We start from the raw sequence: 22,041 nt of genomic DNA, 5'->3' as shown, positions 1-22,041 counted from the left end.
CTCCCGGAGGTCGCCCAATTGGCTTTGAAAATCTATCTCGCCGGCCCTGAAGTCTTTCTGCCGGAAGCGCGGGCTGTGATTGCCGAGAAGAAACTGCTGTGCAGCCGTTATGGCTTTGAGCCGATGGCGCCGGGGGATCTGGTAAAGCGGGACGGGCTCGATCCCTTCACCCATGGCATGAAGATCAGTGCGGCCAATGAGGGTCTGATGATGGCCTCGGATGCCGTGATCGCCAATCTCACGCCCTTTCGCGGGGTGAGCGCGGATGTCGGCACAGTCTATGAGCTGGGCTTCATGTGCGCCCTTGGCCGCTCGGTCTGGGCCTTCAGCAACGAGCCGCGCGACTATTTCGACCGCGTCCGGGATGACTTTTATCAGGGCGAGCTGGTGCCCCGCCCCACCGGCGGCATGGCAGGGCCGGACGGGCTGAGTGTCGAGAACCACGGCATGGGCGACAACCTGATGCTGGATGGCGGCATCCTCGCCCGTGGCGGGGCCTTCGTGCGACGCGACGTGCCGCGCGAGCGGCTCTACAGCGATCTGGGCGGTTTCGAGGAGTGCCTCAAGCTGGCAGCGGCTGCCCTGCTCTAGCGGAACCACGTTCCGGGCCGCCGCGTTGAGCAACAAAGAGAAAGGGCGCCTTCCCGCAGGGGAAGGCGCCCTTTCTGCCTCGGCAAAAAGGATGGTTCAAGCGACGCTCAACTGAACATCCACATTGCCGCGGGTGGCGTTGGAGTAGGGGCACACGGTGTGGGCGGTGGCGACCAGCTTCTCGGCCGTCGCACGGTCCATGCCGGGGATGGTCACTTCCAGTGCCACGGTGATGGCAAAGCCCGGGCCCTTGTCGTTGGCACCGATACCGACAGTGGCCTTGACGGTGGCGTCAGCCGGAACGGTGATCTTCTCCTGGCCGGCGACAAAGCGCATCGCGCCAAGGAAGCAGGCGGAATAACCGGCCGAGAACAGCTGCTCGGGATTGTGACCGCCACCGCCCGGGCCGCCGAGTTCCTTGGGAACAGTCAGCTTCAGGGCGAGTTCGCCGTCTTCGCTGCGAACGGAACCGTCACGGCCGCCAGTGGCGGTGGAAGAGGTCTGATAGAGCACCTTCATGATCTGCTTGTCTCCGCTTGGATGCCGGCACCAACCGCGGCGCCGTGTTTGATGATTATTATTTATCGTGCAATTTGATCGTGCACGATCTTAATAATCACATCCCAGCCATGCGTCAAGCGTGTTTGCGATTCTTTATCGCACGATATATTGTGCACGATCTTTTGTCGCCCGCGGGCGGCTGCGCACCCTTGAGCGAGGAGGACGCACCATGACCGCTCCCGACCAGCTTTCCGCCGATGAAGCGCTGCAGCTGGAAAACCTGCTGTGCTTTACCGTCTATTCCACTGCCCACGCCTTCAACCGCGTCTACAAGCCGTTGCTGGACAGCATCGGTCTCACCTACCCGCAATATCTGGTGATGTTGACGCTCTGGCAGCAGGACGACCAGACCGTAGGCGCCATCGGCGAGAAGCTGATGCTGGAATCGAGCACGCTGACGCCACTCCTGAAGCGGCTGGAGGCGGCCGGCCTTATCGCCCGCCGCCGCGACGCCGCCGATGAGCGCCAGGTTCGCATCAGCCTTACCGGCGAGGGACGCGAGCTGCGCCAGAAAGCCCTGGCCGTTCCCCAGCAGGTCGGCGCCGCCACCGGCTGCACACTGGCGGAAATGCAGCAGCTGCAAGCCCGGCTCACCCTGCTGCGGGAAGACCTGCTGAACGCCACCGGCCGCTGAAGCCGGCCAGCAGTAAAGACGAAAGGCGCCGCCCCGGACCGGGGCGGCGTTTTTCTGACATATCCGGTTAACTTTCCATCAACATCAGGCATCATATTGTATTCAGATGGTAGCGCTTTCCACTGAACCCTATCCGCCTGCACTCCAGCTAAACCCTGCGCCCGCATGCTAAAGTCCGGTCCGGAACACATAAGAACGTAACCCATCCATGGCCACCCCCCCACTCCCGGTTACTGCCCAGCGCCCCCCGGCACCTGCAGGTGCCGGATCGAGGGTGCTGGCGGCGGACCCGCGCATGCGGGCGCTGGCCGAGGCGCTGCGTCAGCACGCGCTGTTTCTGGCCGGCCGGCGCGACGGCATGCGGCTGGATCGGCGCATGACCGATTTCGGCCGCATGGCCTTGAACGGGGTTCCGTTCCGGCAGGGTATCCTCACCGGCAGCACCTTCGCCGAAGCCATTCTGCAGGGGTGCGATTTCGATTTTTCCGACCTGTTCGGCGCCAATTTCGCCATGGCCGACCTCAGCGACGCCACGTTGCGCAAGGCTGACCTGCGGGGTGCCAACTTTTCCGAAACCGTCATGCGGGGCGCCATACTGGATGGCGCCGACCTGCGGCCCGGACAGTTCATTCGCTGGGAGGGCACCCGCAAACGCACCGAGGAACGTGCAGCGGACCTGCACGGTGCCGATCTCAGCGGGGCCTCGCTGGCCGGTGTGCAGATGGACCGGGCCGACCTTTCTTCCGCCAACCTCTCCAATGCCACGCTCTCCGGCGCCAATCTCTTCGGGGTCAACCTCTCGGGAGCGGACCTTTCCGGAGCCACCCTGATCGGCTGCAAGATGAAGGGTGCGGTGCTGGATGGCGCCAGAGTGGAAGGCACCAACTTCGCCGGCTGCGATATGCGCGCTGCCAGCCTGATCAATGTCGCGATGGACAGGGCACTGACCGAGGGCGCCAACCTTTCCGACACGCTCGTCGGCAAACGGGAGGGTCTGACGCCGGAGATCGAGGAAATTCTCGATGCCCATGTGCAATGGATCGTCTCCAATGGCCGCAAGGGCCAGCGGGCCGATTTTTCCGGCCGCAGCCTTGTCGGCGTCTCCATCACAGCCTGCGACCTGAGCGGTGCCAACTTCTCCGGCGCTGACATGCGGGCAACGGATTTGAGCGACAGCCGGCTGATGCTCGCCGATTTCAGCGGCGCCAAGCTTATGGAAGCCCGCTTTACCCGATGCCTGCTCCGCGGCGCGCGCTTCAACGGCGCCGACCTGCGCAGCGTTTCCTTGCGCGAGGCCGATGCCAGCCCGACCGAACTGGTGGCGAGCGAAAAGGCCGAAAAGTCGATTATCTGGCCGACCCGCTTCGAACAGGCCAATCTTTCTGGGGCTGACCTGCGTGGCGGCCGGTTCGACAGTGCCGTCTTCAGCGGCGCCATCCTTGATGGTGCAAATACGCACGGTGCGCGCCTGCCGGCCGAAGCTGCTGCACTGCTGACACAAAGGTAAGTATAGCTGACCTTTTACGCTGAAAACGCTTAAGTCGCAAAAACAGCCAAAATAGAACTCACTCAATATTTTATTGCGGGACTTTGTCGTCTAGCCTGTGGGCTGGGCAGGTGACGGCCCGACCCCGGAGCACGTCGCCGCCTGAAACATAAGTCGCCAGAAAGGCGGCACTACATCGGGTTGGAGTCATTCGTGCAAATGTCCCTCGACAACCGTGCCGAGAGCCGGGCCGAGAATCAGAAACGTGACCTGATTTCGGCGGTGATCGAACGCATCCACACGCGCCTCGGCAAAGGCAAGGCCACGACGGCCGAGGCTTTCGTCGAGCGTTTCTTCCGCAATGTCGGCGCCGACGACATGGCGGCGCGCGGCGCCGAACATCTCTACGGTGCTGCCCTGTCGCTCTGGCAGCTGGCCGCCCAGCGCAAGGCCGGACAGCACCGGCTCAAAGTGTTCACTCCGCGTACCGACGAGCATGGCTGGCGCGCCGGGCACACGGTCATCGAGATCGTACAGGAAGACATGCCCTTCCTGGTCGACAGCGTGACGCAGGAAATGGATCGCCGCGGCATCACCGTGCACATGGTGATCCACCCGGTGCTGGAAGTGACCCGCAATGCCAAGGGTGAGCTCACCGCCATTGCCGATGCCGGCGACGGTCCGCGCGAAAGCCTGATGTATCTCGAGATCGACGAGATCAGCTCGGAAGCGATCCTCGCCGATATAGAGCAGGCGCTGGAAGGCGTGCTGGGCGATGTTCGCGCCGCCGTTGCCGACTGGCAGCAGATGCGCAGCGAGGCACTGGCGCTGGCCGACCGGCTGGAGAAGACGAAGCTGAGCCTGCCCGAAGCGGAAATCAGCGAGGCCTGCGCTTTCCTGCGCTGGGCCGCCGATGATTCGCTGACCTTCCTCGGTTATCGGGAGGTGGATTACGAGGCGGACGGCGATGTGACCCGCCCGCGCATCATTCCCGGCTCGGGCCTCGGTATCCTCAAGGACGAGGCACGGCTGCTGTTCGACGGCTCCCGCTCCATCACTCCCGTTGGCGATGATAATGGCGAAGGCCGCTTGCTGGAGATCGAGAAGGCCAACCACCGCTCGACCGTGCATCGCGGCGTACTGCTGGATGTGGTCAGCGTTGAACGCTTTGACGAACAGGGCAAGGCCGTGGGTGCCGCCCTCTTTGTCGGCCTCTTCACCTCCCGCGCCTACAGCCAGAGCCCGCGCCTCATCCCCTATCTGCGCCGCAAGGTGGCAGCAGTAGAAGCCCGGGCCGGTTTTGCCACGCAGGGCCATGCCCGCAAGGCGCTGGCGCATGTTCTGGAGACCTACCCGCGCGACGAGCTGTTCCAGATCTCCGAAGATGATCTGCTGCGCATCTCGCTCGGGGTGCTGCGCCTGCAGGACCGCAAGCGTGTGGCGCTCTTTACCCGGCACGACCGCTATAACCGCTTCGTCTCCTGCTTCGTCTATGTGCCGCGCGAGAGGCTGGACAACGACCTGACCGACACCATGGGCGACATTCTCGCCGAAGGGTTCGGCGGCGATATTTCCGCTTTCGCCATGGCGCTGGATGAGGGCGTGCTGGCGCGGCTGCATTTTGTGGTCAGCCTTGGCGCCGGGGCCGTCAGCGAACCGGATATCGACGAGATCGAGCGCCAGCTGATCGAGGCGGGCAAATCCTGGTCCGACGGCCTCAAGCTCGCGCTCATCGAGGCCAGGGGAGAAGAGCAGGGCCTCAGCCTCTTCGGGCGCTACAGCTCCGCCTTCGCGGCCGCCTATACCGAGATTCACACGCCGGACCAGGCCGTCAGCGACATCGAGCGGATCGAAAAGACCCTCGCCAGCGGCCATCTTGGCATGAATCTCTACCGCCCGCTGGAGGCGGATGAGAGCGAGCTTTATTTCAAGATATACCACCAGAGCGGCCCGGTACCGCTGGCAACCGTGATGCCGATGCTGGTGGATATGGGCGTCAAGGTGGTCTCGACCATCCCCTACGAGGTCGAACTCGACGGCGGAACGATCTGGATCCATGATTTCCGCATGCAGCTGCCCGAAGGGGCGAATGTAGACCTTGCCCGCGTGCGCGAGCCGTTCCACCACACCTTCATCCGGGTGTGGGAAGGCGAGATGGAAAGCGACGGCTTCAACCGCCTGGTGATCGGCGCCGGTCTCGACTGGCGTGACGTCACGCTGGTGCGCGCCTTCGCCAAATATCTCCAGCAGGCGCGGCTGCCCTACTCGCTGGCGCTGGTGATGGATGTGCTCAGCCAGTACCCGCAGGCTGCGGAACTGACCTGCCGCCTGTTCGACGCCCTGCTGAACCCGGGGCTGGAAGGGAACCGCGAGGATATTGCCCAGGAACTGCAGCACGAGTTCGACCAGACGCTCGACAGCGTCACCAACCTTGATGCCGATACCATCCTCAGGCGCTTCAACAACATGGTGCGCGCCTGCCTGCGCACCAATTTCTGGCAGCCCGACGAAAAGGGCGAGCCCAAATCCTACGTGTCCTTCAAGCTCGACAGTTCGCAGATCACCGGCCTGCCGGCACCGAGGCCGTGGCGTGAAATCTTTGTCTACTCCGCCCGGGTCGAGGCTATCCATCTGCGCGGCGGCACGGTCGCCCGTGGCGGCCTGCGCTGGTCTGACCGGCGGGAGGATTTCCGTACCGAAATCCTGGGCCTGATGAAGGCGCAGATGGTCAAGAACGCGGTCATCGTGCCGGTCGGCTCCAAGGGCGGTTTCGTGGTAAAGCGCCCGCCCGCCCCGTCGGAAGGGCGCGATGCCTTCATGGCGGAAGGCATTGCCTGTTACCGCATCTTCATGTCCGGCCTGCTCGACATCACTGACAACCTCAAGGCCGGCGACATCATTCCGCCGGCTCATGTGCTGCGCCGCGACCGGGACGATCCCTACCTCGTCGTTGCCGCCGACAAGGGCACGGCCACCTTCTCCGACATCGCCAATGCCGTGTCGGAGTCCTATGGCTTCTGGCTCGGCGATGCCTTCGCTTCCGGCGGTTCGGCCGGGTATGACCACAAGAAGATGGGCATTACCGCCCGCGGCGGATGGGAAGCCGTCAAGCGCCACTTCCGTGAACTTGGCCGCAACATCCAGGAAGAGCCCTTCACTGTCGTCGGCGTCGGCGACATGTCGGGCGACGTGTTCGGCAACGGCATGCTGCTCAGCCGCAAGATCGAGCTGGTTGCCGCCTTCAACCACCAGCACATCTTCCTTGATCCCACGCCGGACACCGAACGCTCCTTCAACGAGCGTGAACGGCTCTTCAACCTGCCGCGCTCAAGCTGGGCGGATTATGACCGCGCCTGCCTGTCTGAAGGCGGCCTTATCATCGATCGCAGCGCCAAGTCGGTAACGCTGACGCCGCAGGTACGCGAGCGCTTCGGCTTTACCGTCGACAAGCTGGCTCCCAACGATCTCATCCGCTCGCTCTTGAAGGCGCAGGTGGATCTGCTGTGGTTCGGCGGTATCGGCACCTATGTGAAGCACTCGGCGGAAAGCCAGGCGGATGCCGGCGACAAGTCCAACGATGCGCTGCGCGTGGACGCCGGCGAGCTCCGGGCCAAGGTCATCGGCGAGGGCGCCAATCTGGGCATGACCCAGCGCGCCCGCATCGAATATGCGCTGGCCGGCGGCCACCTCAACACCGACGCTATCGACAATTCGGCCGGCGTCGACTGCTCCGACCATGAGGTGAACATCAAGATTCTCCTTGGCGACATCGAAAGCCGGGGCGACATCACCCGCAAGCAGCGCAACAACCTGCTGGTGGAGATGACCGACGAGGTCTCGCGGCTGGTGCTGCGGGACAATTATCTGCAAACCCAGGCCATTTCGATTTCGGAACGGTATGGTACCGCCCAGCTCGACAGCCAGGCCCGCCTGATGCGCGATCTGGAAAAGAGCGGGCTGCTCAACCGGGCCATCGAGTTCCTGCCCGATGAAGCGGAGATCAGCCGCCGGGCCGCCCATAATAACGGGCTTACCCGGCCGGAAATTGCCGTGCTGCTCGCCTACTCCAAGATCTGGCTCTATGACCAGCTCCTGAAGAGCGCGTTGCCGGACGACCCGAAGATGGTCGAGGATCTGGTGCTCTACTTCCCCGCCCAGCTGCGCGATCGTTACCGGGAGCGGATCGAGGGGCACCAGCTGCGGCGCGAGATCATCGCCACCGCCGTCACCAACTCGCTGATCAACCGCACCGGCCCCACCTTCATCTCCCGTCTCGCCGAGACCACCGGCATGGCGGCGGACGACATCGCCCGCTGCTATATCGTGGCGCGCGATGCCTTTGAAGTGCGGGCCATGTGGCAGGAGATCGAGGCGCTCGACACGCTGGTACCGGCGGAAGTGCAGCTCGACATGCTGCAGGCAACCGAGGCGCTGATGGAGCGCACGGTGGCCTGGTTCCTCGCCAATGCCCGCCATCCCATTGCGATGTCGGAAGAGGCGGAGAATTTCGGCGCCGGCATTGCCCGCCTCAAGGTGGGGCTGGAGACCCGACTGTCGGAAAACGGCCTTGCCTCGCTGATCCGGCGCCGCACGCGCCTGACGGAAAAGGGCGTGCCGGAGGAACTGGCCCATGCCATCGCCAGCCTGCCGATCCTCGCTGCCTCGCCGGACGTGGTGGCGATCGCCCGGGCCAGCGGCCATCAGGTGGAGGCCGTGGGGCAGATCTACTTCGCCGTCGGCGACAAGCTGGGCATCAACTGGTTGCGCGGGGCGGCGGGCGAAATCGTCAGCGGCAACCATTGGCAGAAGCAGGCAGTGGCTGCACTGATCGACGACCTGTTTGCCCAGCAGTCCGCCATCACCCGGCGCATCCTTGAGGACGAAGGGGCCGGCGCTGCCGGAGCCGATGCCGTGGAAGCCTGGGCCAATGGCCGCCGCCGGGCGATTGACCGGCTGAACAGCCTGATCGGCGAGCTGCAGGGCCAGCCTGCCATCGACCTTGCCATGCTGGCCGTCGGTGCACGCGCCTTGCGTGCCCTGACGCTCAGCTAGGGCAAGGCTCAGTCAAAGACGGTTTCTGCCGGCCCTGAACGTGCAATCAGGGCCGGCAGATCGTCCCAGAAATAAGCGATATTGGCCGAACGCCACACGGGACCCGGATCGGTATAGGCCGGGCCGGCAACGCCCCCCATGGCCTCGTAAAAGCCGATGGCTCTGTGATTTTCGGCCACCACACCCAGCCCGAGCCCGCTTTTGCCCTGCGCCTGAAAATGCCGTGCGGCCAGCCCCATCAGGCGCCGGCCGATGCCCCGGCCATGGCAGGCGGGATCGACATAGAGGTAGTGTATTTCGCCGCGGCCACCGAAAAGCGGCAGGCCAGCCTCCCCCGCATAACAGAAACCGGCATAATCCTCGCCACGCAGGACGACCTGCAACAGCGAGCCCGGCTGCGGTACCGTGAGCATGTCCCGCCAACGGCCGACCCGGCGCTCAAGCCCGAGAATTTCGACCGCCTCGGCCGGGACTATGCCCCGATAGGTCTCACGCCAGATTTTGAGATGGAAAGCGGCAAGCGCCCGCTCTTCCCCGGCCTGCGGCGTATGCAGGCTGAAAGCCGCCGCCATGAAAAGCTTCAGGCTTCGAGCGCGAACTTGGCAAGAGCGCGGCCAAGGCGACCTTCGTCATAACCCTGGGAAGCCAGCTGATTCAGCTTGTTGCGCACTTCAGGGCGCTTGTAGGCCGCCGACACGGCCACCTTTGCCTCGGCGCCATGGCCGATGGAGGTCTGCATCTTGATTTCGCCAACGGCGAGTTTCTGCACCGCCTCCCAGTCAATCGAGGACGGGTTGCCCTTGCCCGGTTTGGCCTTGGCCTTCTTGTCGAAAACCACTTCGGTGAGAAATTTGAACATCGCCTGGCCCCGGTTTCTGGGAGTGCTGAATTACCCTGATCGTACGCTTTTAGCCATGCCTCGCAATCCCATAAAGGTAAGCGAAAGCATAGAATATCTATCTTATTACCTATCGGACTAATTCTCAGGATGATTTGAGATCAGTGACATCGTCGCGACTCCACCATTCTGCAATTTCAGCTCGCCATATAGCGGAACCAGCAATGGCCCGCGGGCAACCAGCCACAGGTCAGCCGTGTAATCACTGCGCCCTGCCTGGTGGAGCTTTTGCGACTGCCGTTCGTCATCGGGATTTTTCCACGGCCCCAGCTTGGTGATGGCCAGCGCGCAGTGCAGCGCCCGGATACCGCCGCCGGCAGTCTTTACCGTCTCCATGCCCAGCGGCCGTGCCTCGATGCGATAAAGACCAAGCCCGTCAAAACCGGTTTGCCGGAGATTGCAGGCGCCGCCAGCCTGGTTCGACGGCAAGAGTATAGAAAGGGCTGCCGTCAGCGTATCCACACCACCCTTGTTGTCCTGCAACAGGGAAAGCGCGGCCTCCCGCAGGCGCGCGGGTGGTGGCGGGGTGCTTTCCACCGTGGGAAGCATGGATCCGGCGGTCCCGGCCAACGGATAGGCGATGGCCATCTCCCGCACCTTCCCGCGCCGCGTCCAGCGACGGAAATGATGTTCCGGAACCAGCTGGTCGGCCAGCAGGCCGGCAAGACCGGCCGTCTGCCCCTGCAAGGCCACGGCATAGCGCCCGGCAGAAAGATCGGCAGCGAAAGTGAAGCTCGCGATGTTGAGGCCGGCAAAACCGATCGCGTAGGTCCAGCTGGCCGTACCGGGAGACGGCAGTCGCCCGGTTTCTTCCAGCGCGGGCGCCGGAGCCGGCAGCCCCGCAAGACCCGCGGCAACAATCATGGCAAAGGCGGCAGCCCGGCGCCTTTGCCACAGATCGGCAAAGTGGGGTGAGAACCTGCGCATACAGCCTCCTTATGCCGGGAGTGAGGCAACCGGCCCTGCCGCCGAAGCACCCGCTGGCCAAAGTGCCCGCTGGATTGACGCGCAGGCTTTTGCCAGAGTGTCGCTCGCTTGCGGACAAGGGACCTCTCGGAGGCCCCGCATCTGTCCGCAGGCCATCAATCAAACGCGCCGAAAGAGGCACAAGAATGGTCGCCGCCCTGCCTTTCCTCCTGCCCCCCGTCATCGCCCATCGGGGCGCCAGCGCCAATGCGCCGGAGAATACCGCCGCGGCGCTGCGCCTTGCGCGTGCCCATGGTGCCCGCTGGGTCGAGTTTGACGTGACCTTGAGCCGGGACGGGGTGCCGGTGCTGTTCCATGACGATGATCTGGACCGCACCAGCACCGGCAAGGGGCCGGTGAACGGCATGGACTGGGCCGACCTGCAGAAGCTCGACGCCGGATCCTGGTTCGGGCCGGCTTTTGCCGGCGAGCCGGTCCTCGGTTTTGCCGAGGCGCTAAAGCTCTGCCTCGAGCTTGGGCTGCATCCCAATATCGAGATCAAACCGGCTGCCGGAGAGGATGTGGAAACGGCAGAGGTGGCGATGGCCGCTGCTGCCGCCATCTGGCCGAAGGACAGGGTACCGCCTCTGGTCTCCTCCTTCTCTGCCCGTTCGCTGGAGATCGCCCGTGACCGCCTGCCGGACTGGCCGCGCGGTTACCTGATCTATGAGCGGCAGGATGACTGGGCCGAGACCGCCGACCGGCTGCAGGCCTCCACCATCCATGCCTGCAACAGGTTTGAAACCACAGAGACGATTGCGGCCTATCGTGCCTCCGGCCGGCCGGTGCTGATCTACACCGTCAACAACGCGGCGCTGGCTCATGAGCTGTGGCGGGCAGGCGTCTCCAGCGTCTTTACCGACCACGCCGGACGCCTCATCGGCAGCCTCGGATAAAAAAATTACGAAAAAATCACCGTCAACTGTCGCGGTCGGCGAAATTTCGACCTATATGGCGCCTTTGATCTGACATGTACGTGCTCCGCCCCCCGCCGGCCCCCTGGCTGTGCGGGGCGCCTGGAGCAGGAGCGAAGGCGCAAGTGAAGGCACTGAACCCCATTATCCTCTCCGGCAAGGAAGTCCTGCCGCTGGTCGAAGGCGGCAAGGGTATTGCCGTGACCAATGGCAGCAGTTCCGGCGCCTGGGCGGCCGCGGGCGGTGCAGGCACCTTCTCCGGCGTCAACGCCGATGCCCGCGACGATGATGGCAACATCATCCCGCAGGTCTATTCCGGCCGCAGCCGCCGTGAGCGGCACGAGGAGCTGGTGGCCTACGGCATTGCCGGCGGCATCCAGCAGGCCCGCGAGGCCCATGAACGTTCCGGCGGCGAAGGCCGCATCCACATGAACGTGCTGTGGGAGATGGGCGGCTGCGAGCGCATCCTGCACGGCATCCTTGAAGGCGCCAAGGGCCTGGTCCATGGCGTCACCTGCGGTGCCGGCATGCCCTACCGGCTGGCCAACATCGCCGCCGAATTCGGCGTCTATTATTATCCGATCGTTTCCTCCGGCCGTGCCTTCAACGCCTTGTGGAAGCGCTCCTACTCCAAGGTTTCGGAGTGGCTGGGCGGCGTGGTCTATGAAGACCCCTGGCTTGCCGGCGGCCATAACGGCCTCTCCAACAGCGAAGACCCGGAAAAGCCTGAAGATCCCTATCCCCGCGTGGCCGAACTGCGCCGGGTGATGAACAGCTATGGTCTGCACAATGTCCCGGTCATCATGGCCGGCGGAGTGTGGTGCCTGCGCGAATGGGACCACTGGCTCGACAATCCCGAAATTGGCCCGGTAGCCTTCCAGTTCGGCACCCGCCCGCTGCTGACCCGCGAAAGCCCGATCTCCGACCAGTGGAAGCAGCGCCTGCTGACCCTGCGCGAAGGCGACGTCTACCTCAACAAGTTCTCCCCGACGGGCTTCTACAGCTCTGCCGTGCGCAATGATTACCTGCGCGAAATGATTGGCCGCTCCGAGCGGCAGGTGGCCTATGCGGTGGAGCCGGTGGGCGAGCACACCGTGGAGTTCCGCCCCGCCCCGCGCGGCCCTGCCTATTATGTGACCCCGGCCGACCGTATCCGCGCCGAGGAATGGATGGCCGACGGGTACAGCGAGGCCCTGAAGACGCCGGACTTCACGCTGGTGTTCGAGACGCCGGACCGGTCGAAGGAAATCCGCAAGGACCAGGCAGATTGCATGGGCTGCCTCTCGCAGTGCCAGTTCTCCAACTGGGCCACGAACGAGAAGTTTTCCACCGGCCGCAAGGCCGACCCGCGTTCCTTCTGCATCCAGAAGACGCTGATGAGCGCAGGCCACGGCGGCGACATCGAAAACAACCTGATGTTCGCCGGCCATAACGCTTATCGTTTCGCAAGCGATCCTTTTTACAGCAACGGCTTTATACCGACTGTGAAGGAACTCGTTGACCGGATCATGATCGGCGACTGAACTGGGTTCTGGCCGCGGGCAGGGAAAAAGCGGCCGTTCGCGTCCGCCTTCTCGCCCCAGCCTCAGGAAGCCGCCCGGCATGATCAACGATACCCGCTTCAGCCAGGACGAGATCTTCAAGCTGCTGGATCAGGCGATGGTCTATATGTGCGACTGCCCCGGGCAGGTGGCACGGATGATCTCGCTGGTCCGCGAAGCGCACGACTATCAGGGCCGCTGCCTTGAGGATCGTGACAATCTGGCTTCCACCCACGAGACCATCAAGCGGGCGCTCGAGCAGTGCCACAGCCTGCTGGAAAACTGTCTTGAGACAGTCATCGAAAACGAAGGCTGGGACCGTGAGACACTGGAGATGCCCGAGGCGCTCCGCCGCCGCATGATCGGCGACAAGGGCCCCCAAGCATAGTTGATCGGGCAAGGCGCTGCCTTCAAACCCCTCTTGCAGGCACGGCCCGGCCCCGGCTTAATCGGCCCCGCAATCCTGACAAAGGTGCCTGCCGATGGCCAATTCCGCCCCTGCTTATCGCCTGCTGATCCTGCCCGGCCTCTCCAACTCCGGCCCGACCCACTGGCAGAGTGTCTGGCAGGCCGCCGACCCGGCGCTGGAGCGGGTGCAGCAGCGCGACTGGGACCAGCCTGATGCTGCCGAATGGATCGCTGCCCTGGAGACGCATATCGGCCGGGACACCCGGCCAACCGTGCTGATCGCCCACAGCCTCTCCTGCTCGCTGGTGGCGCGCTGGGCCGCCAGCCGCGCCGGCAAGCCGGCCCCGGTTGTCGGGGCCTTGCTGGTAGCGCCGGCTGACATCGAATCCGAAGCCCACACCCCGCCGGAGACCCGGAGCTTTGCGCCCTTTCCGATGGAAAAGCTGCCCTTTGCCGCCGAAATGATCGCTAGCCGGAACGATCCTTATGTGGATTTCAGCCGGGCGCAGGCCCTGGCCGCGGCCTGGGGGGCAACGCTGACGGATGCCGGCAATCTCGGCCACATCAACTCGGCCTCCGATCTCGGCCTGTGGCCGCTGGGGCAGGAGCGGCTTGCCGCGCTGATTGCCCGCACCGGACTTTCTGCCTGATGAGGACTGAGACAAATCCGGCGGCCGGCGGAGCGGATGGCAAGGCGAAATTCGGCTGGTGCCTCTATGACTGGGCGAACTCGGCCTTTCCCACGGTTATCTCCACTTTCGTCTTCGCTACCTATTTTACCCGCGCCCTGGCCCCGGACGAGACCACCGGCACCGCCTGGTGGGGCTGGGCCAGTGCGCTGACCGCCCTGCTGGCCGCCATCGGTGCCCCGCTGCTGGGGGCGATTGCCGACCGCAGCGGCGGGCGCAAACCTTGGATCGTGGTTTTCAGCCTGATCAATGCCATTGGCTGCGGTCTATTGTTCTTTGCCGCCCCCGGGCTCGACTGGACGCTCTGGGCGCTGGCCTGGGTCGTCATCGCCTCGCTGGCCTTCGAATATGCGCAGGTTTTCTACAACGCCATGCTCAAGGAGCTGGCGGCTCCCGGCGAGGTAGGGCGCCTTTCCGGCTGGGGGCAGGGCCTTGGATATGCTGGCGCGCTCGTCTGCCTGATCGTGGCGTTGAAGCTCTTTGTCCAGAACCCTGCTATTTCCCACGACGGCGCCTTCAATGTGCGCACGACGACATTGCTGACAGCCGGCTGGCTCCTCGTCTTTACCGTGCCGCTGCTGCTGTGGACGCCCGACCGACCTTCGACCGGCATCAGCGCGACTGCTGCGGTCAGGGCCGGATTCGGCCAGCTGGTTGCCAGCCTCAGGCGGCTGCGCCACCGGCGCGAGGTCGTGGTCTATCTCATCGCCAGCATGCTCTATACAGACGGGCTGACCACGCTTTTTACCTTCGGCGGTATTTACGCTGCCGGAACGTTTGGCCTGAGTTTCGAGCAGATTTTGCTCTTCGGCATCCTGCTGAACGTGACCGCCGGCATCGGCGCGGCGGCCTTCGCCTGGGTGGATGACGCCATCGGTCCCAAAAAGACCGTGCTGCTGTCGCTTGCTGCCCTCACCGTGCTGGGCACCGCGCTGCTTCTTGTCAGCGACCCGCTGTGGTTCTGGATCCTGGGCGCAGGGCTCGGCATCTTCGTCGGCCCGGCGCAGGCCGCCAGCCGCACGCTGATGGCCTATCTGGCACCGGCAGAGGAGGCCGGCGAGATGTTCGGGCTGTTTGCCCTTTCCGGCAAGGCGACAGCCTTTCTGGGGCCGCTGCTGGTGGGCAGCCTGACGGCCGCCTTCCACAGTCAGCGCGCCGGCATGAGTGTGGTGGTGATATTTTTCGTCATCGGCGGCGCCCTGCTGCTGCTGGGCGTACCGGACAAGCGGGGACGGGATGTCGCCTGAGATCAGGCGACATCCCCTTTCCCTTACACTCAGGCGCGTTTGCGCCGGTGCCCTTCGATATCGGGCAGGAAGATCGTGAGCAGGCCGAGTGCCGGCAGCCACGAGCAGAGGTGGTAGACGAAGTCGATCCCCTTCGCGTCCGCCACCTCGCCCAGCACGGCGGCGCCAAGACCGCCCATGCCGAAGGCGAAGCCGAAGAAGAGCCCCGCGATCATGCCGACCTTGCCCGGCACCAGCTCCTGCGCATAGACGACGATGGCGGAGAAGGCAGAGGCAAGGATGAGGCCGATCAGCGCCGCCAGCACCATGGTCCAGGTGAGGTTGGCGTAGGGCAGGGCGAGGGTGAAGGGCAGCACGCCCAGAATGGAGCCCCAGATCACCAGCTTGCGGCCGAACCGGTCCCCGATGGGGCCGCCGGCGATGGTGCCCACAGCCACAGCGCCCAAGAACAGGAAGAGCTGCAGCTGCGCCGCCTGCACGCTGAGGCCGAACTTATGGATCAGGTAGAAGGTGTAGTAGCTGCTGAGGCTGGCCATATAGACGTATTTGGAGAAGACCAGCATGCCGAGCACTGTGATCGCGCCGATCACCCGGCCACGCGGCATGTTGATAACCGGCGCCTCGACGTGGCCCTTGCGGGCCCGGCCGGCCAGATGCGCGCTGTACCAGCGGCCGACCTGAAACAGCACCACCATGGCGGTGAGCGCGGCGATGGAGAACCAGCCGATGCTGCCCTGCCCGCGCGGCAGCACGATGAAGGCGGCCAGCAGCGGCCCCGCAGCCGAGCCGACATTGCCGCCCACCTGGAACAGCGACTGGGCAAGCCCGTGCTGCCCGCCGGAGGCAAGGCGCGCCACCCGCGAACTGTCAGGATGGAAGATGGAAGAGCCCATGCCGACGATGGCGGCGGCGATCAGCAGCGTGGCGAAATGGGCCGCATGGGCCAGCAGCAAGAGGCCGGTGAGCGTAAAGGCCATGCCCACGCACAGCGAAAAGGGCTGCGGGCGCTTGTCGGTCACTATGCCGACGACAGGCTGAAGCAGTGAGGCCGTCACCTGGAAGGTGAGGGTAAGCAGGCCGATCTGGCTGAAGCTCAGGCCAAAATTGGTCTTGAGCATCGGGTAGATCGCCGGCAGCAGCGACTGCATCATGTCGTTGAGCATGTGGCAGAAGCTGAGGGCAAGGATGACAGCAAACGCCGCATCACCGGCCGTGCGAGCCGGAGTCGTCACCAGCGAAGGGGGCGCGGCCGCCTCTTCGGCCACGGTCACAGTCTCACTCACTTTTTTCTCCAACAGCGTTTTCGGGTGGCTTGTCGGGGTCTTTTTCCCCGCTCGCGGGTTGCCGGCCGGAAGGGCCGGTGCCGCAGGTGGTATTCCTGATGCTGGAATTTATCTGCTTTGCGGGCGACCTGCTTTCGTGCTTCGCTCCACTTCTTGTGAGATCGGGTCAATCCGATAATTCGAACCGAAGGGCAGCGCGCATGGCGGGAGAGTTCGAGACACGCTATTTCCGGCCGGGCACGCTGGATGAGGTGGTGCGCATCGAAGCAACACCGGGACCGGTTGCCACCTGGGCCAGCGACTATCCGGCGGCCTACGCCATACCGCCGCACTGCCACAGCCGCTCGCAGCTGCTCTACTCCCTGACCGGCGTTGCCATTGCCCACACGCATGGGCGGCACTGGCTGGTGCCAGCGGACCATGCGCTGTGGATTCCCGCTCGCACCGAACATTCGGTGACCATGCTGGAGAAAACCAGCGCCCGCTCGCTTTATGTCGACACCGCCTCCGTGCCAGACCTGCCGGCCGAGTGCCGTATCTTTCACGTCTCCGATCTTATGCGCAGCCTGATCGTCGAAGCGGTGAAGGTGCGGCGGAACGATACCGGCACCAATCGCACACGCCTGATCCTGGCCTTGATCGTGGAGGAATTGCCGCGCCTTGCCGAAGCGCCGCTGGCTTTGCCGCTTCCCGCCGATCCGCGGCTTGCCGCGCGCTGCCGGCAGTTTCTGGCTGCCCCCAGCGCCCATGACAGCATCGATGAATGGGCGGGAGACATGGCGATGAGCCGCAGCAGTTTTACCCGTGCCTTCCGCCGGGAAACCGGGCTCAGCTTCTCCGCCTGGCGGCAGCAGGCCTGCCTGTTTGCGGCCCTGCCGCGCCTCTCACGCGGGGAGGGCATCACCGCGGTGGCGCTCGATCTTGGTTATGAGAGCGCCGCTGCCTTTACCACCATGTTCCGCCGGGTGATGGGTGAGCCGCCGGCGCGTTATCTGCGCGCCCAGAAACACACCGACCCGGCTTATGCCCCGCAGCCCGACGCCACCATCGCCGACGACATTGCCACCCTGACATCCCACGGGAGCACGCACTGATGCTGATTACCCACAACGGCAAAACGCCGACCGTTCATCCCGACGCCTGGGTTGCCCCCAATGCGGTGCTGTGCGGGGATGTGAGCGTGGGTGCCGGCTGCCGCATCCTTTATGGCGCACAGGTGATTGCCGAGGGCGGCTCCATATCGCTCGGGCAAAACAGCATTGTGATGGAGAACGCCGTGCTGCGCTCCAGCGCCGCCCATTCCCTCACCATCGGCAATCACTGCCTCGTAGGCCCCAACGCTCACGTTGTCGGGTCGACCGTGGAGGATGAAGTCTTCATCGCTACCGGCACTGCGGTTTTTCATGCCAGCCGTATCGGGCGGGGCAGCGAGGTACGCATCAATGCCGTGGTGCATCTGAAAACCCGCCTTGCGCCCGCCAGCACCGTGCCCATCGGCTGGGTGGCGGTGGGCGACCCGGCACAAATCCTGCCGCCCGGCGAGCATGACGCCATCTGGCAGGCACAGGCGCCGCTCAATTTCCCGCTCACCGTCTACGGCATTCCACGCGAAGAAGCGGACATGGTGAAGATCACCACCGGGATTTCGGAGCGGCTCGGCAGCCACACGGCGGATGAAGTCGCCGGCTAATTTCAGAACGATATCAAAACAAAATCCCTTCCCGAAACCGGGAAGGGATTTGTCATTCTAAGCGCCTGACTGACTGGAGGTCAGTGCAGCATCACCGATCCTTCACCCTCTTCCGGCTCGTGCCGGAAGGCGCCGCCACCGGACGAGATGCCGGTATCGGTGGCCCGGTCAATGCGGGTGCCCGCAATAACCAGCGCGCCCTCTTCGGCACTCACCGGCACCGTCTGGCCCGGCTCGATCTTGCCTTCGAGGATGAGCTGGGCGAGCGGGTTCTGCAGCTCGCGCTGGATCACCCGCTTCAGCGGACGGGCGCCATAAACCGGGTCGTAACCGATCTCGGCAATATGGGCGCGGGCCGCCTTGTCGACCTCCAGCTCGATCTGCCGCTGGGTCAGCAGCTTTTCCAGCCGCTTCAGCTGCACATCGACGATGCCGGCCATATTCTCCCGCCGCAGGCGGTGGAAGAGCAGGATTTCGTCGAGGCGGTTGAGGAACTCCGGCCGGAAGGACTGGCGCACCACCTCCATCACCGGACCGCGCACGGCACTTGAATCCTGATCTTCCGGCTGGCTCGCCAGAATTTCGGAGCCGAGGTTGGAGGTCATGATGATGAGGGTGTTGCGGAAGTCCACCGTGCGGCCCTGGCCATCGGTCAGGCGGCCGTCATCCAGCACCTGCAGCAGCACGTTGAAGACGTCGGGATGCGCCTTCTCCACCTCGTCGAACAGCACGACCTGATAGGGCCGGCGCCGCACAGCTTCGGTAAGGGCGCCGCCCTCGTCATAACCCACATATCCCGGAGGCGCGCCTATAAGGCGGCTGACGGCGTGCTTTTCCATGAATTCCGACATGTCGATGCGCACCATCGCGTGCTCATCGTCAAAGAGGAATTCGGCCAAAGCCTTGGTCAGCTCCGTCTTGCCGACACCGGTGGGGCCGAGGAAGAGGAAACTGCCGATGGGGCGGTTGGGGTCCTGCAAACCGGCACGGGCACGGCGCACGGCATTGGAGACGGCAACAATCGCCTCGTCCTGGCCGATGACGCGCTTGCCAAGCTCCCGCTCCATGCCCAGCAGCTTTTCGCGCTCGCCTTCCAGCATCTTGTCGACGGGCACGCCGGTCCAGCGGCTGACGACGGCGGCGATATCATCCTCGCCGACTTCCTCGTCGATCATCCGGTTGGAGGCGGCATTCTCCGCGTCCTTGAGCTTGCGCTCCAGTTCGGGGATCACGCCATAGGTCAGTTCGCCGGCACGCGCCCAGTCATTGTTGCGCTGTGCCTGCTCCAGCTCGGAGCGGTGCTGGTCCAGCGCTTCCTTGATCTTCTGCGCACCTTCGATCTGGTTTTTTTCCGCCTGCCAGCGGGCGGTGAGCTCGGTGGATTTTTCCTCCAGCTCCGCCAGTTCGGAGACAAGCTTCGTCAGGCGCTGGCGCGAGCCATCGTCGCTCTCGCGCTCCAGCGCCGCCTGCTCGATCTTGAGCTGGATAATGCGGCGGTCGAGCTCGTCAATCTCTTCCGGCTTGCTGTCCACGGCCATGCGCAGACGGGCCGAGGCCTCGTCAATGAGGTCGATGGCCTTGTCGGGCAGGAAACGGTCGGCGATGTAGCGGTTGGACAGGGTCGCAGCCGCCACGATAGCGGCATCGAGGATGCGCACGCCGTGGTGAACCTCGTACTTCTCCTTGAGGCCGCGCAGGATGGAGATGGTGTCCTCCACGCTCGGCTCGCTCACCATCACCGGCTGGAACCGGCGGGCAAAGGCAGCGTCCTTCTCGACATGCTTCTGGTATTCATTGAGGGTCGTTGCGCCAATGCAATGAAGTGAGCCACGCGCCAGCAGTGGCTTGAGCATATTGGCCGCATCCATACTGCCCTCGGCCTTGCCGGCGCCGAGTAGCATGTGCATCTCGTCAATGAAGAGCACGATTTCGCCAGCCGCCTGCTCGATCTCGTCGAGCACGGATTTCAGGCGCTCCTCAAACTCGCCGCGGAACTTGGCGCCGGCCACCAGCGCCGCAAGGTCGAGCGCCAGCAGGCGCTTGTTCTTGAGGCTTTCGGGTACGTCGCCCTTGATGATGCGCTGGGCCAGGCCTTCGACGATGGCGGTCTTGCCCACGCCCGGCTCGCCGATCAGCACCGGGTTGTTCTTGGTGCGGCGGGCGAGAACCTGGATGGAGCGGCGGATTTCATCATCACGGCCGATAACCGGGTCGAGTTTGCCGCTCTTGGCATCCTCGGTCAGGTCACGGGCATATTTCTTGAGCGCCTCGAAATTGGCCTCCGCATTGGCGCTGGAAGCCTTGCGGCCCTTGCGCAGCTCATTGATGGCCTTGTGCAGCGCCTGCGGCGCGGCGCCGGACTGCTTCAGGATATCGACGGAGGGGCTGCCTTCGGCCATCGCCAGGGCAAGCAGCAGATATTCGACGGTGACATATTCGTCCCCGACCTTGCGGCTCAGCTCCTGTGCCTTGGTAAAGGCGCGCACGAGCGCGGGCGTGCCGAGCACCTGCCCGTCACCGGCGCCGGAAACCTTCGGCACCTTGCGCAGCTCTGCTTCGGTGGCAAGCCGGGCCTGAGCGGGATCGCCGCCGGCCGAGCGGATAAGGCTGGCGGCCAGCCCTTCTTCATCATCCAGCAGCACCTTCAAAAGGTGCACCGGAGTCAATTGCTGATGGCCTTCATTCAGGGCCAGTGTCTGCGCCGACTGAATGAACCCCTTCGAGCGATCCGTGAACTTCTCGAAGTCCATGTTCGCTGTTCTCCTCATTCTTTAACCGGGCACCGCCTTCCATGAAGCACGGCGGCCCGTCTGGTGATCCACAAACTGTGCAATCAAGGGCCGGTGCCGGACGGCTAACCGCCTGATCCCGGCCCTTCTATCGGGGATATGGGGCGGGTGGGCCCCATGCGCAAGGACCCTTTTGCCCTAGGCCTGCCGGGCCTCGATCAGCTCGGCAAAACGCGGCGACAGGGCCCGGCGCCAGCGACCGCCAAGGGTTTCACCATGACGGCTCCACCACACGCCGCCGGCAACGATGGCAAGGCCGATGGCGCTGAGGGCGAGCGCAAAGACCAGTTCGTCCTTGAAGACATCATAGGCGAGATGGCCGAGATAGAACGCGATGCCCAGCGCCCCGAACACGGCAAAAGCCCGGCGCTGCAACAGTGCGCCGATGAGGATGAGCCCGAGATTGAGCAGGCCATAACCCACCCGCCCCAGCTCGCCCGAGGGGTCGAGCGCCGTCACACCGCCCCAGAAGGACATGAGGCCGAAAAGATAGAGCCAGAAGGCAAAATCGCGGTGAAGGCGGCGGGTGCGGATATCGACACCCAGCGCCAGCCCCAGCATGGCAAGGCCGAAGAGAATGGAGACGGTCCGCCGCACGGCATAGGCGGCTTGCCAGTCATAGGCGGCAGCTGCATCGGCCGGGCCGGCATAAAGCCCGGCGGCGATCCAGTCACCGATATCCATGCCGAGATACCAGAGCGTGACTGCCACCGGCATGACCATGAAGGGCAGCCGGTGGCGCGCCAGCAGCAGGGCCGCAATCGCCAGCGTTGCCAGCTCCATGGAGAGCCAGCGCCAGTTCACCAGATGATGATACTCGTCATAAGACGGCCCGCCTTCCGGCCAGTAACCCAGCCAGGCTTCCAGCCCGTAAACGGCAACCGGCACCATGACAATGGTGAGGGTGAGCAGGATGCCGGCCGGCAAGGGAAGTTTTTTCACTTCCAGAAGCCACAGCCCCGCGCGCCAGCAGGCGAGCCCGTAGACAAGGCCAAGCACCAATAACGCCGGGCCGCCCCAGCGGTCGTAACTGACGGTCAGCAGCAGGCTCATGGCCGCAATCGCGATGCCGCCACCGAGGTAATACAGGATATGGGAGAAGTGAAACCGCGGGTCGCCCTGCAGCTGCCCTTCGCAGAACTCCCAGAGCGCATCGCCCTGGCCCGGCTCCAGTACGCCGGCCTGCTCGGCCTCGCTAAAGGTCTTGCGCCTGACCTTCATCACCCCGTCTCCCCTGCCTTGACCCTTTTTTGTCGGGCAGAAGGATAAGACCGTGCCGGGGGAAAAATCTT

General features: G+C 64.2%; 18 protein-coding genes. 11 read left to right on the top strand and 7 right to left on the bottom strand.

Annotated features, from left to right (window positions below; genetic code table 11):
* The first annotated feature begins 18 nt into the window (after positions 1-18).
* Complete coding sequence (locus QTL98_RS01580) at positions 19-591, top strand: nucleoside 2-deoxyribosyltransferase (RefSeq protein WP_445680486.1); 573 nt, start codon at positions 19-21, stop codon at positions 589-591.
* A gap of 96 nt (positions 592-687) precedes the next feature.
* Here QTL98_RS01580 and QTL98_RS01575 read toward each other — a convergent pair whose 3' ends face one another.
* The gene (locus tag QTL98_RS01575) at positions 688-1,110 is read right to left on the bottom strand and encodes an organic hydroperoxide resistance protein (RefSeq protein ID WP_445680485.1); all 423 of its coding nucleotides are present in this window, start codon (positions 1,108-1,110) and stop codon (positions 688-690) included.
* Positions 1,111-1,321: 211 nt separating this feature from the next.
* Here QTL98_RS01575 and QTL98_RS01570 point away from each other — a divergent pair, with 211 nt between their 5' ends.
* From QTL98_RS01570 to QTL98_RS01560, 3 genes are all read left to right on the top strand, one after another.
* Positions 1,322-1,786 carry a MarR family winged helix-turn-helix transcriptional regulator gene (locus QTL98_RS01570; protein ID WP_445680484.1) on the top strand — a complete coding sequence of 155 codons (465 nt, stop codon included), beginning with the start codon at positions 1,322-1,324 and terminating at the stop codon, positions 1,784-1,786.
* A gap of 208 nt (positions 1,787-1,994) precedes the next feature.
* Entirely contained in the window at positions 1,995-3,293 is a 1,299-nt protein-coding gene (locus tag QTL98_RS01565) for a pentapeptide repeat-containing protein (protein WP_445680483.1), read from the top strand.
* 198 nt (positions 3,294-3,491) lie between these two features.
* Complete coding sequence (locus QTL98_RS01560; RefSeq protein WP_445680482.1) at positions 3,492-8,324, top strand: NAD-glutamate dehydrogenase; 4,833 nt, start codon at positions 3,492-3,494, stop codon at positions 8,322-8,324.
* 8 nt (positions 8,325-8,332) lie between these two features.
* Here the strand turns inward: QTL98_RS01560 and QTL98_RS01555 are convergent, their stop codons facing one another.
* From QTL98_RS01555 to QTL98_RS01545, 3 genes are all read right to left on the bottom strand, one after another.
* Positions 8,333-8,896 carry a GNAT family N-acetyltransferase gene (locus tag QTL98_RS01555; RefSeq protein WP_445680481.1) on the bottom strand — a complete coding sequence of 188 codons (564 nt, stop codon included), beginning with the start codon at positions 8,894-8,896 and terminating at the stop codon, positions 8,333-8,335.
* 8 nt (positions 8,897-8,904) lie between these two features.
* Positions 8,905-9,183, bottom strand: coding sequence for a hypothetical protein (locus QTL98_RS01550; RefSeq protein ID WP_445680480.1), 279 nt, complete (start codon positions 9,181-9,183; stop codon positions 8,905-8,907).
* A 117-nt stretch (positions 9,184-9,300) separates the two neighbouring features.
* On the bottom strand, positions 9,301-10,149 hold the full coding sequence (locus QTL98_RS01545; protein WP_445680479.1) for a DUF3108 domain-containing protein: 849 nt from the start codon (positions 10,147-10,149) through the stop codon (positions 9,301-9,303).
* Positions 10,150-10,334: 185 nt separating this feature from the next.
* On the opposite strand from QTL98_RS01545, the gene QTL98_RS01540 reads away from it, so the two are divergent.
* The 5 genes from QTL98_RS01540 (at position 10,335) to QTL98_RS01520 (ending at position 14,987) form a co-directional block, all read left to right on the top strand.
* Positions 10,335-11,084 (top strand): glycerophosphodiester phosphodiesterase family protein, encoded by a 750-nt coding sequence (locus QTL98_RS01540; RefSeq protein ID WP_445680478.1) that lies wholly within the window; start codon positions 10,335-10,337, stop codon positions 11,082-11,084.
* Between the two features lie 143 nt (positions 11,085-11,227).
* Positions 11,228-12,625 carry an NAD(P)H-dependent flavin oxidoreductase gene (locus QTL98_RS01535; RefSeq protein ID WP_445680477.1) on the top strand — a complete coding sequence of 466 codons (1,398 nt, stop codon included), beginning with the start codon at positions 11,228-11,230 and terminating at the stop codon, positions 12,623-12,625.
* Positions 12,626-12,704: 79 nt separating this feature from the next.
* Positions 12,705-13,031, top strand: coding sequence for a hypothetical protein (locus QTL98_RS01530; RefSeq protein ID WP_445680476.1), 327 nt, complete (start codon positions 12,705-12,707; stop codon positions 13,029-13,031).
* 94 nt (positions 13,032-13,125) lie between these two features.
* Positions 13,126-13,701 carry an RBBP9/YdeN family alpha/beta hydrolase gene (locus QTL98_RS01525; RefSeq protein WP_445680475.1) on the top strand — a complete coding sequence of 192 codons (576 nt, stop codon included), beginning with the start codon at positions 13,126-13,128 and terminating at the stop codon, positions 13,699-13,701.
* Positions 13,701-14,987 (top strand): MFS transporter, encoded by a 1,287-nt coding sequence (locus QTL98_RS01520; RefSeq protein WP_445680474.1) that lies wholly within the window; start codon positions 13,701-13,703, stop codon positions 14,985-14,987. Before QTL98_RS01525 ends, QTL98_RS01520 begins: the two co-directional genes overlap by 1 nt.
* Before the next feature lie 29 nt (positions 14,988-15,016).
* Here QTL98_RS01520 and QTL98_RS01515 read toward each other — a convergent pair whose 3' ends face one another.
* Positions 15,017-16,219, bottom strand: coding sequence for an MFS transporter (locus QTL98_RS01515; protein ID WP_510637605.1), 1,203 nt, complete (start codon positions 16,217-16,219; stop codon positions 15,017-15,019).
* A 251-nt stretch (positions 16,220-16,470) separates the two neighbouring features.
* Between QTL98_RS01515 and QTL98_RS01510 the strand changes: the two genes are divergently transcribed.
* Together QTL98_RS01510 and QTL98_RS01505 are read left to right on the top strand one after the other, a co-directional pair.
* The gene (locus tag QTL98_RS01510) at positions 16,471-17,364 is read left to right on the top strand and encodes an AraC family transcriptional regulator (RefSeq protein ID WP_445680473.1); all 894 of its coding nucleotides are present in this window, start codon (positions 16,471-16,473) and stop codon (positions 17,362-17,364) included.
* Positions 17,364-17,960 (top strand): gamma carbonic anhydrase family protein, encoded by a 597-nt coding sequence (locus QTL98_RS01505; protein WP_445680472.1) that lies wholly within the window; start codon positions 17,364-17,366, stop codon positions 17,958-17,960. Before QTL98_RS01510 ends, QTL98_RS01505 begins: the two co-directional genes overlap by 1 nt.
* An 80-nt stretch (positions 17,961-18,040) precedes the next feature.
* Here QTL98_RS01505 and clpB read toward each other — a convergent pair whose 3' ends face one another.
* The gene (gene clpB, locus QTL98_RS01500) at positions 18,041-20,710 is read right to left on the bottom strand and encodes an ATP-dependent chaperone ClpB (RefSeq protein WP_445680471.1); all 2,670 of its coding nucleotides are present in this window, start codon (positions 20,708-20,710) and stop codon (positions 18,041-18,043) included.
* A gap of 177 nt (positions 20,711-20,887) precedes the next feature.
* Positions 20,888-21,970 (bottom strand): hypothetical protein, encoded by a 1,083-nt coding sequence (locus QTL98_RS01495; RefSeq protein WP_445680470.1) that lies wholly within the window; start codon positions 21,968-21,970, stop codon positions 20,888-20,890.
* Between the last annotated feature and the right edge of the window lie 71 nt (positions 21,971-22,041).

This window comes from Radicibacter daui (assembly GCA_030657355.1).
Taxonomy (GTDB): Bacteria; Pseudomonadota; Alphaproteobacteria; order Radicibacterales; family Radicibacteraceae; genus Radicibacter; species Radicibacter daui.
This window is presented reverse-complemented; position numbering and strand designations above follow the sequence as displayed.

What these genes read in the sequence shown, in the direction of transcription:
- QTL98_RS01575 (WP_445680485.1), bottom strand. Translation starts at nt 1,110, where the DNA reads ATGAAGGTGCTCTATCAGACCTCTTCCACCGCCACTGGCGGCCGTGAC.
- QTL98_RS01570 (WP_445680484.1), top strand. Translation starts at nt 1,322, where the DNA reads ATGACCGCTCCCGACCAGCTTTCCGCCGATGAAGCGCTGCAGCTGGAA.
- QTL98_RS01565 (WP_445680483.1), top strand. Translation starts at nt 1,995, where the DNA reads ATGGCCACCCCCCCACTCCCGGTTACTGCCCAGCGCCCCCCGGCACCT.
- QTL98_RS01560 (WP_445680482.1), top strand. Translation starts at nt 3,492, where the DNA reads ATGTCCCTCGACAACCGTGCCGAGAGCCGGGCCGAGAATCAGAAACGT.
- QTL98_RS01555 (WP_445680481.1), bottom strand. Translation starts at nt 8,896, where the DNA reads ATGGCGGCGGCTTTCAGCCTGCATACGCCGCAGGCCGGGGAAGAGCGG.
- QTL98_RS01550 (WP_445680480.1), bottom strand. Translation starts at nt 9,183, where the DNA reads ATGTTCAAATTTCTCACCGAAGTGGTTTTCGACAAGAAGGCCAAGGCC.
- QTL98_RS01545 (WP_445680479.1), bottom strand. Translation starts at nt 10,149, where the DNA reads ATGCGCAGGTTCTCACCCCACTTTGCCGATCTGTGGCAAAGGCGCCGG.
- QTL98_RS01540 (WP_445680478.1), top strand. Translation starts at nt 10,335, where the DNA reads ATGGTCGCCGCCCTGCCTTTCCTCCTGCCCCCCGTCATCGCCCATCGG.
- QTL98_RS01530 (WP_445680476.1), top strand. Translation starts at nt 12,705, where the DNA reads ATGATCAACGATACCCGCTTCAGCCAGGACGAGATCTTCAAGCTGCTG.
- QTL98_RS01525 (WP_445680475.1), top strand. Translation starts at nt 13,126, where the DNA reads ATGGCCAATTCCGCCCCTGCTTATCGCCTGCTGATCCTGCCCGGCCTC.
- QTL98_RS01520 (WP_445680474.1), top strand. Translation starts at nt 13,701, where the DNA reads ATGAGGACTGAGACAAATCCGGCGGCCGGCGGAGCGGATGGCAAGGCG.
- QTL98_RS01510 (WP_445680473.1), top strand. Translation starts at nt 16,471, where the DNA reads ATGGCGGGAGAGTTCGAGACACGCTATTTCCGGCCGGGCACGCTGGAT.
- QTL98_RS01505 (WP_445680472.1), top strand. Translation starts at nt 17,364, where the DNA reads ATGCTGATTACCCACAACGGCAAAACGCCGACCGTTCATCCCGACGCC.
- clpB (WP_445680471.1), bottom strand. Translation starts at nt 20,710, where the DNA reads ATGGACTTCGAGAAGTTCACGGATCGCTCGAAGGGGTTCATTCAGTCG.
- QTL98_RS01495 (WP_445680470.1), bottom strand. Translation starts at nt 21,970, where the DNA reads ATGAAGGTCAGGCGCAAGACCTTTAGCGAGGCCGAGCAGGCCGGCGTA.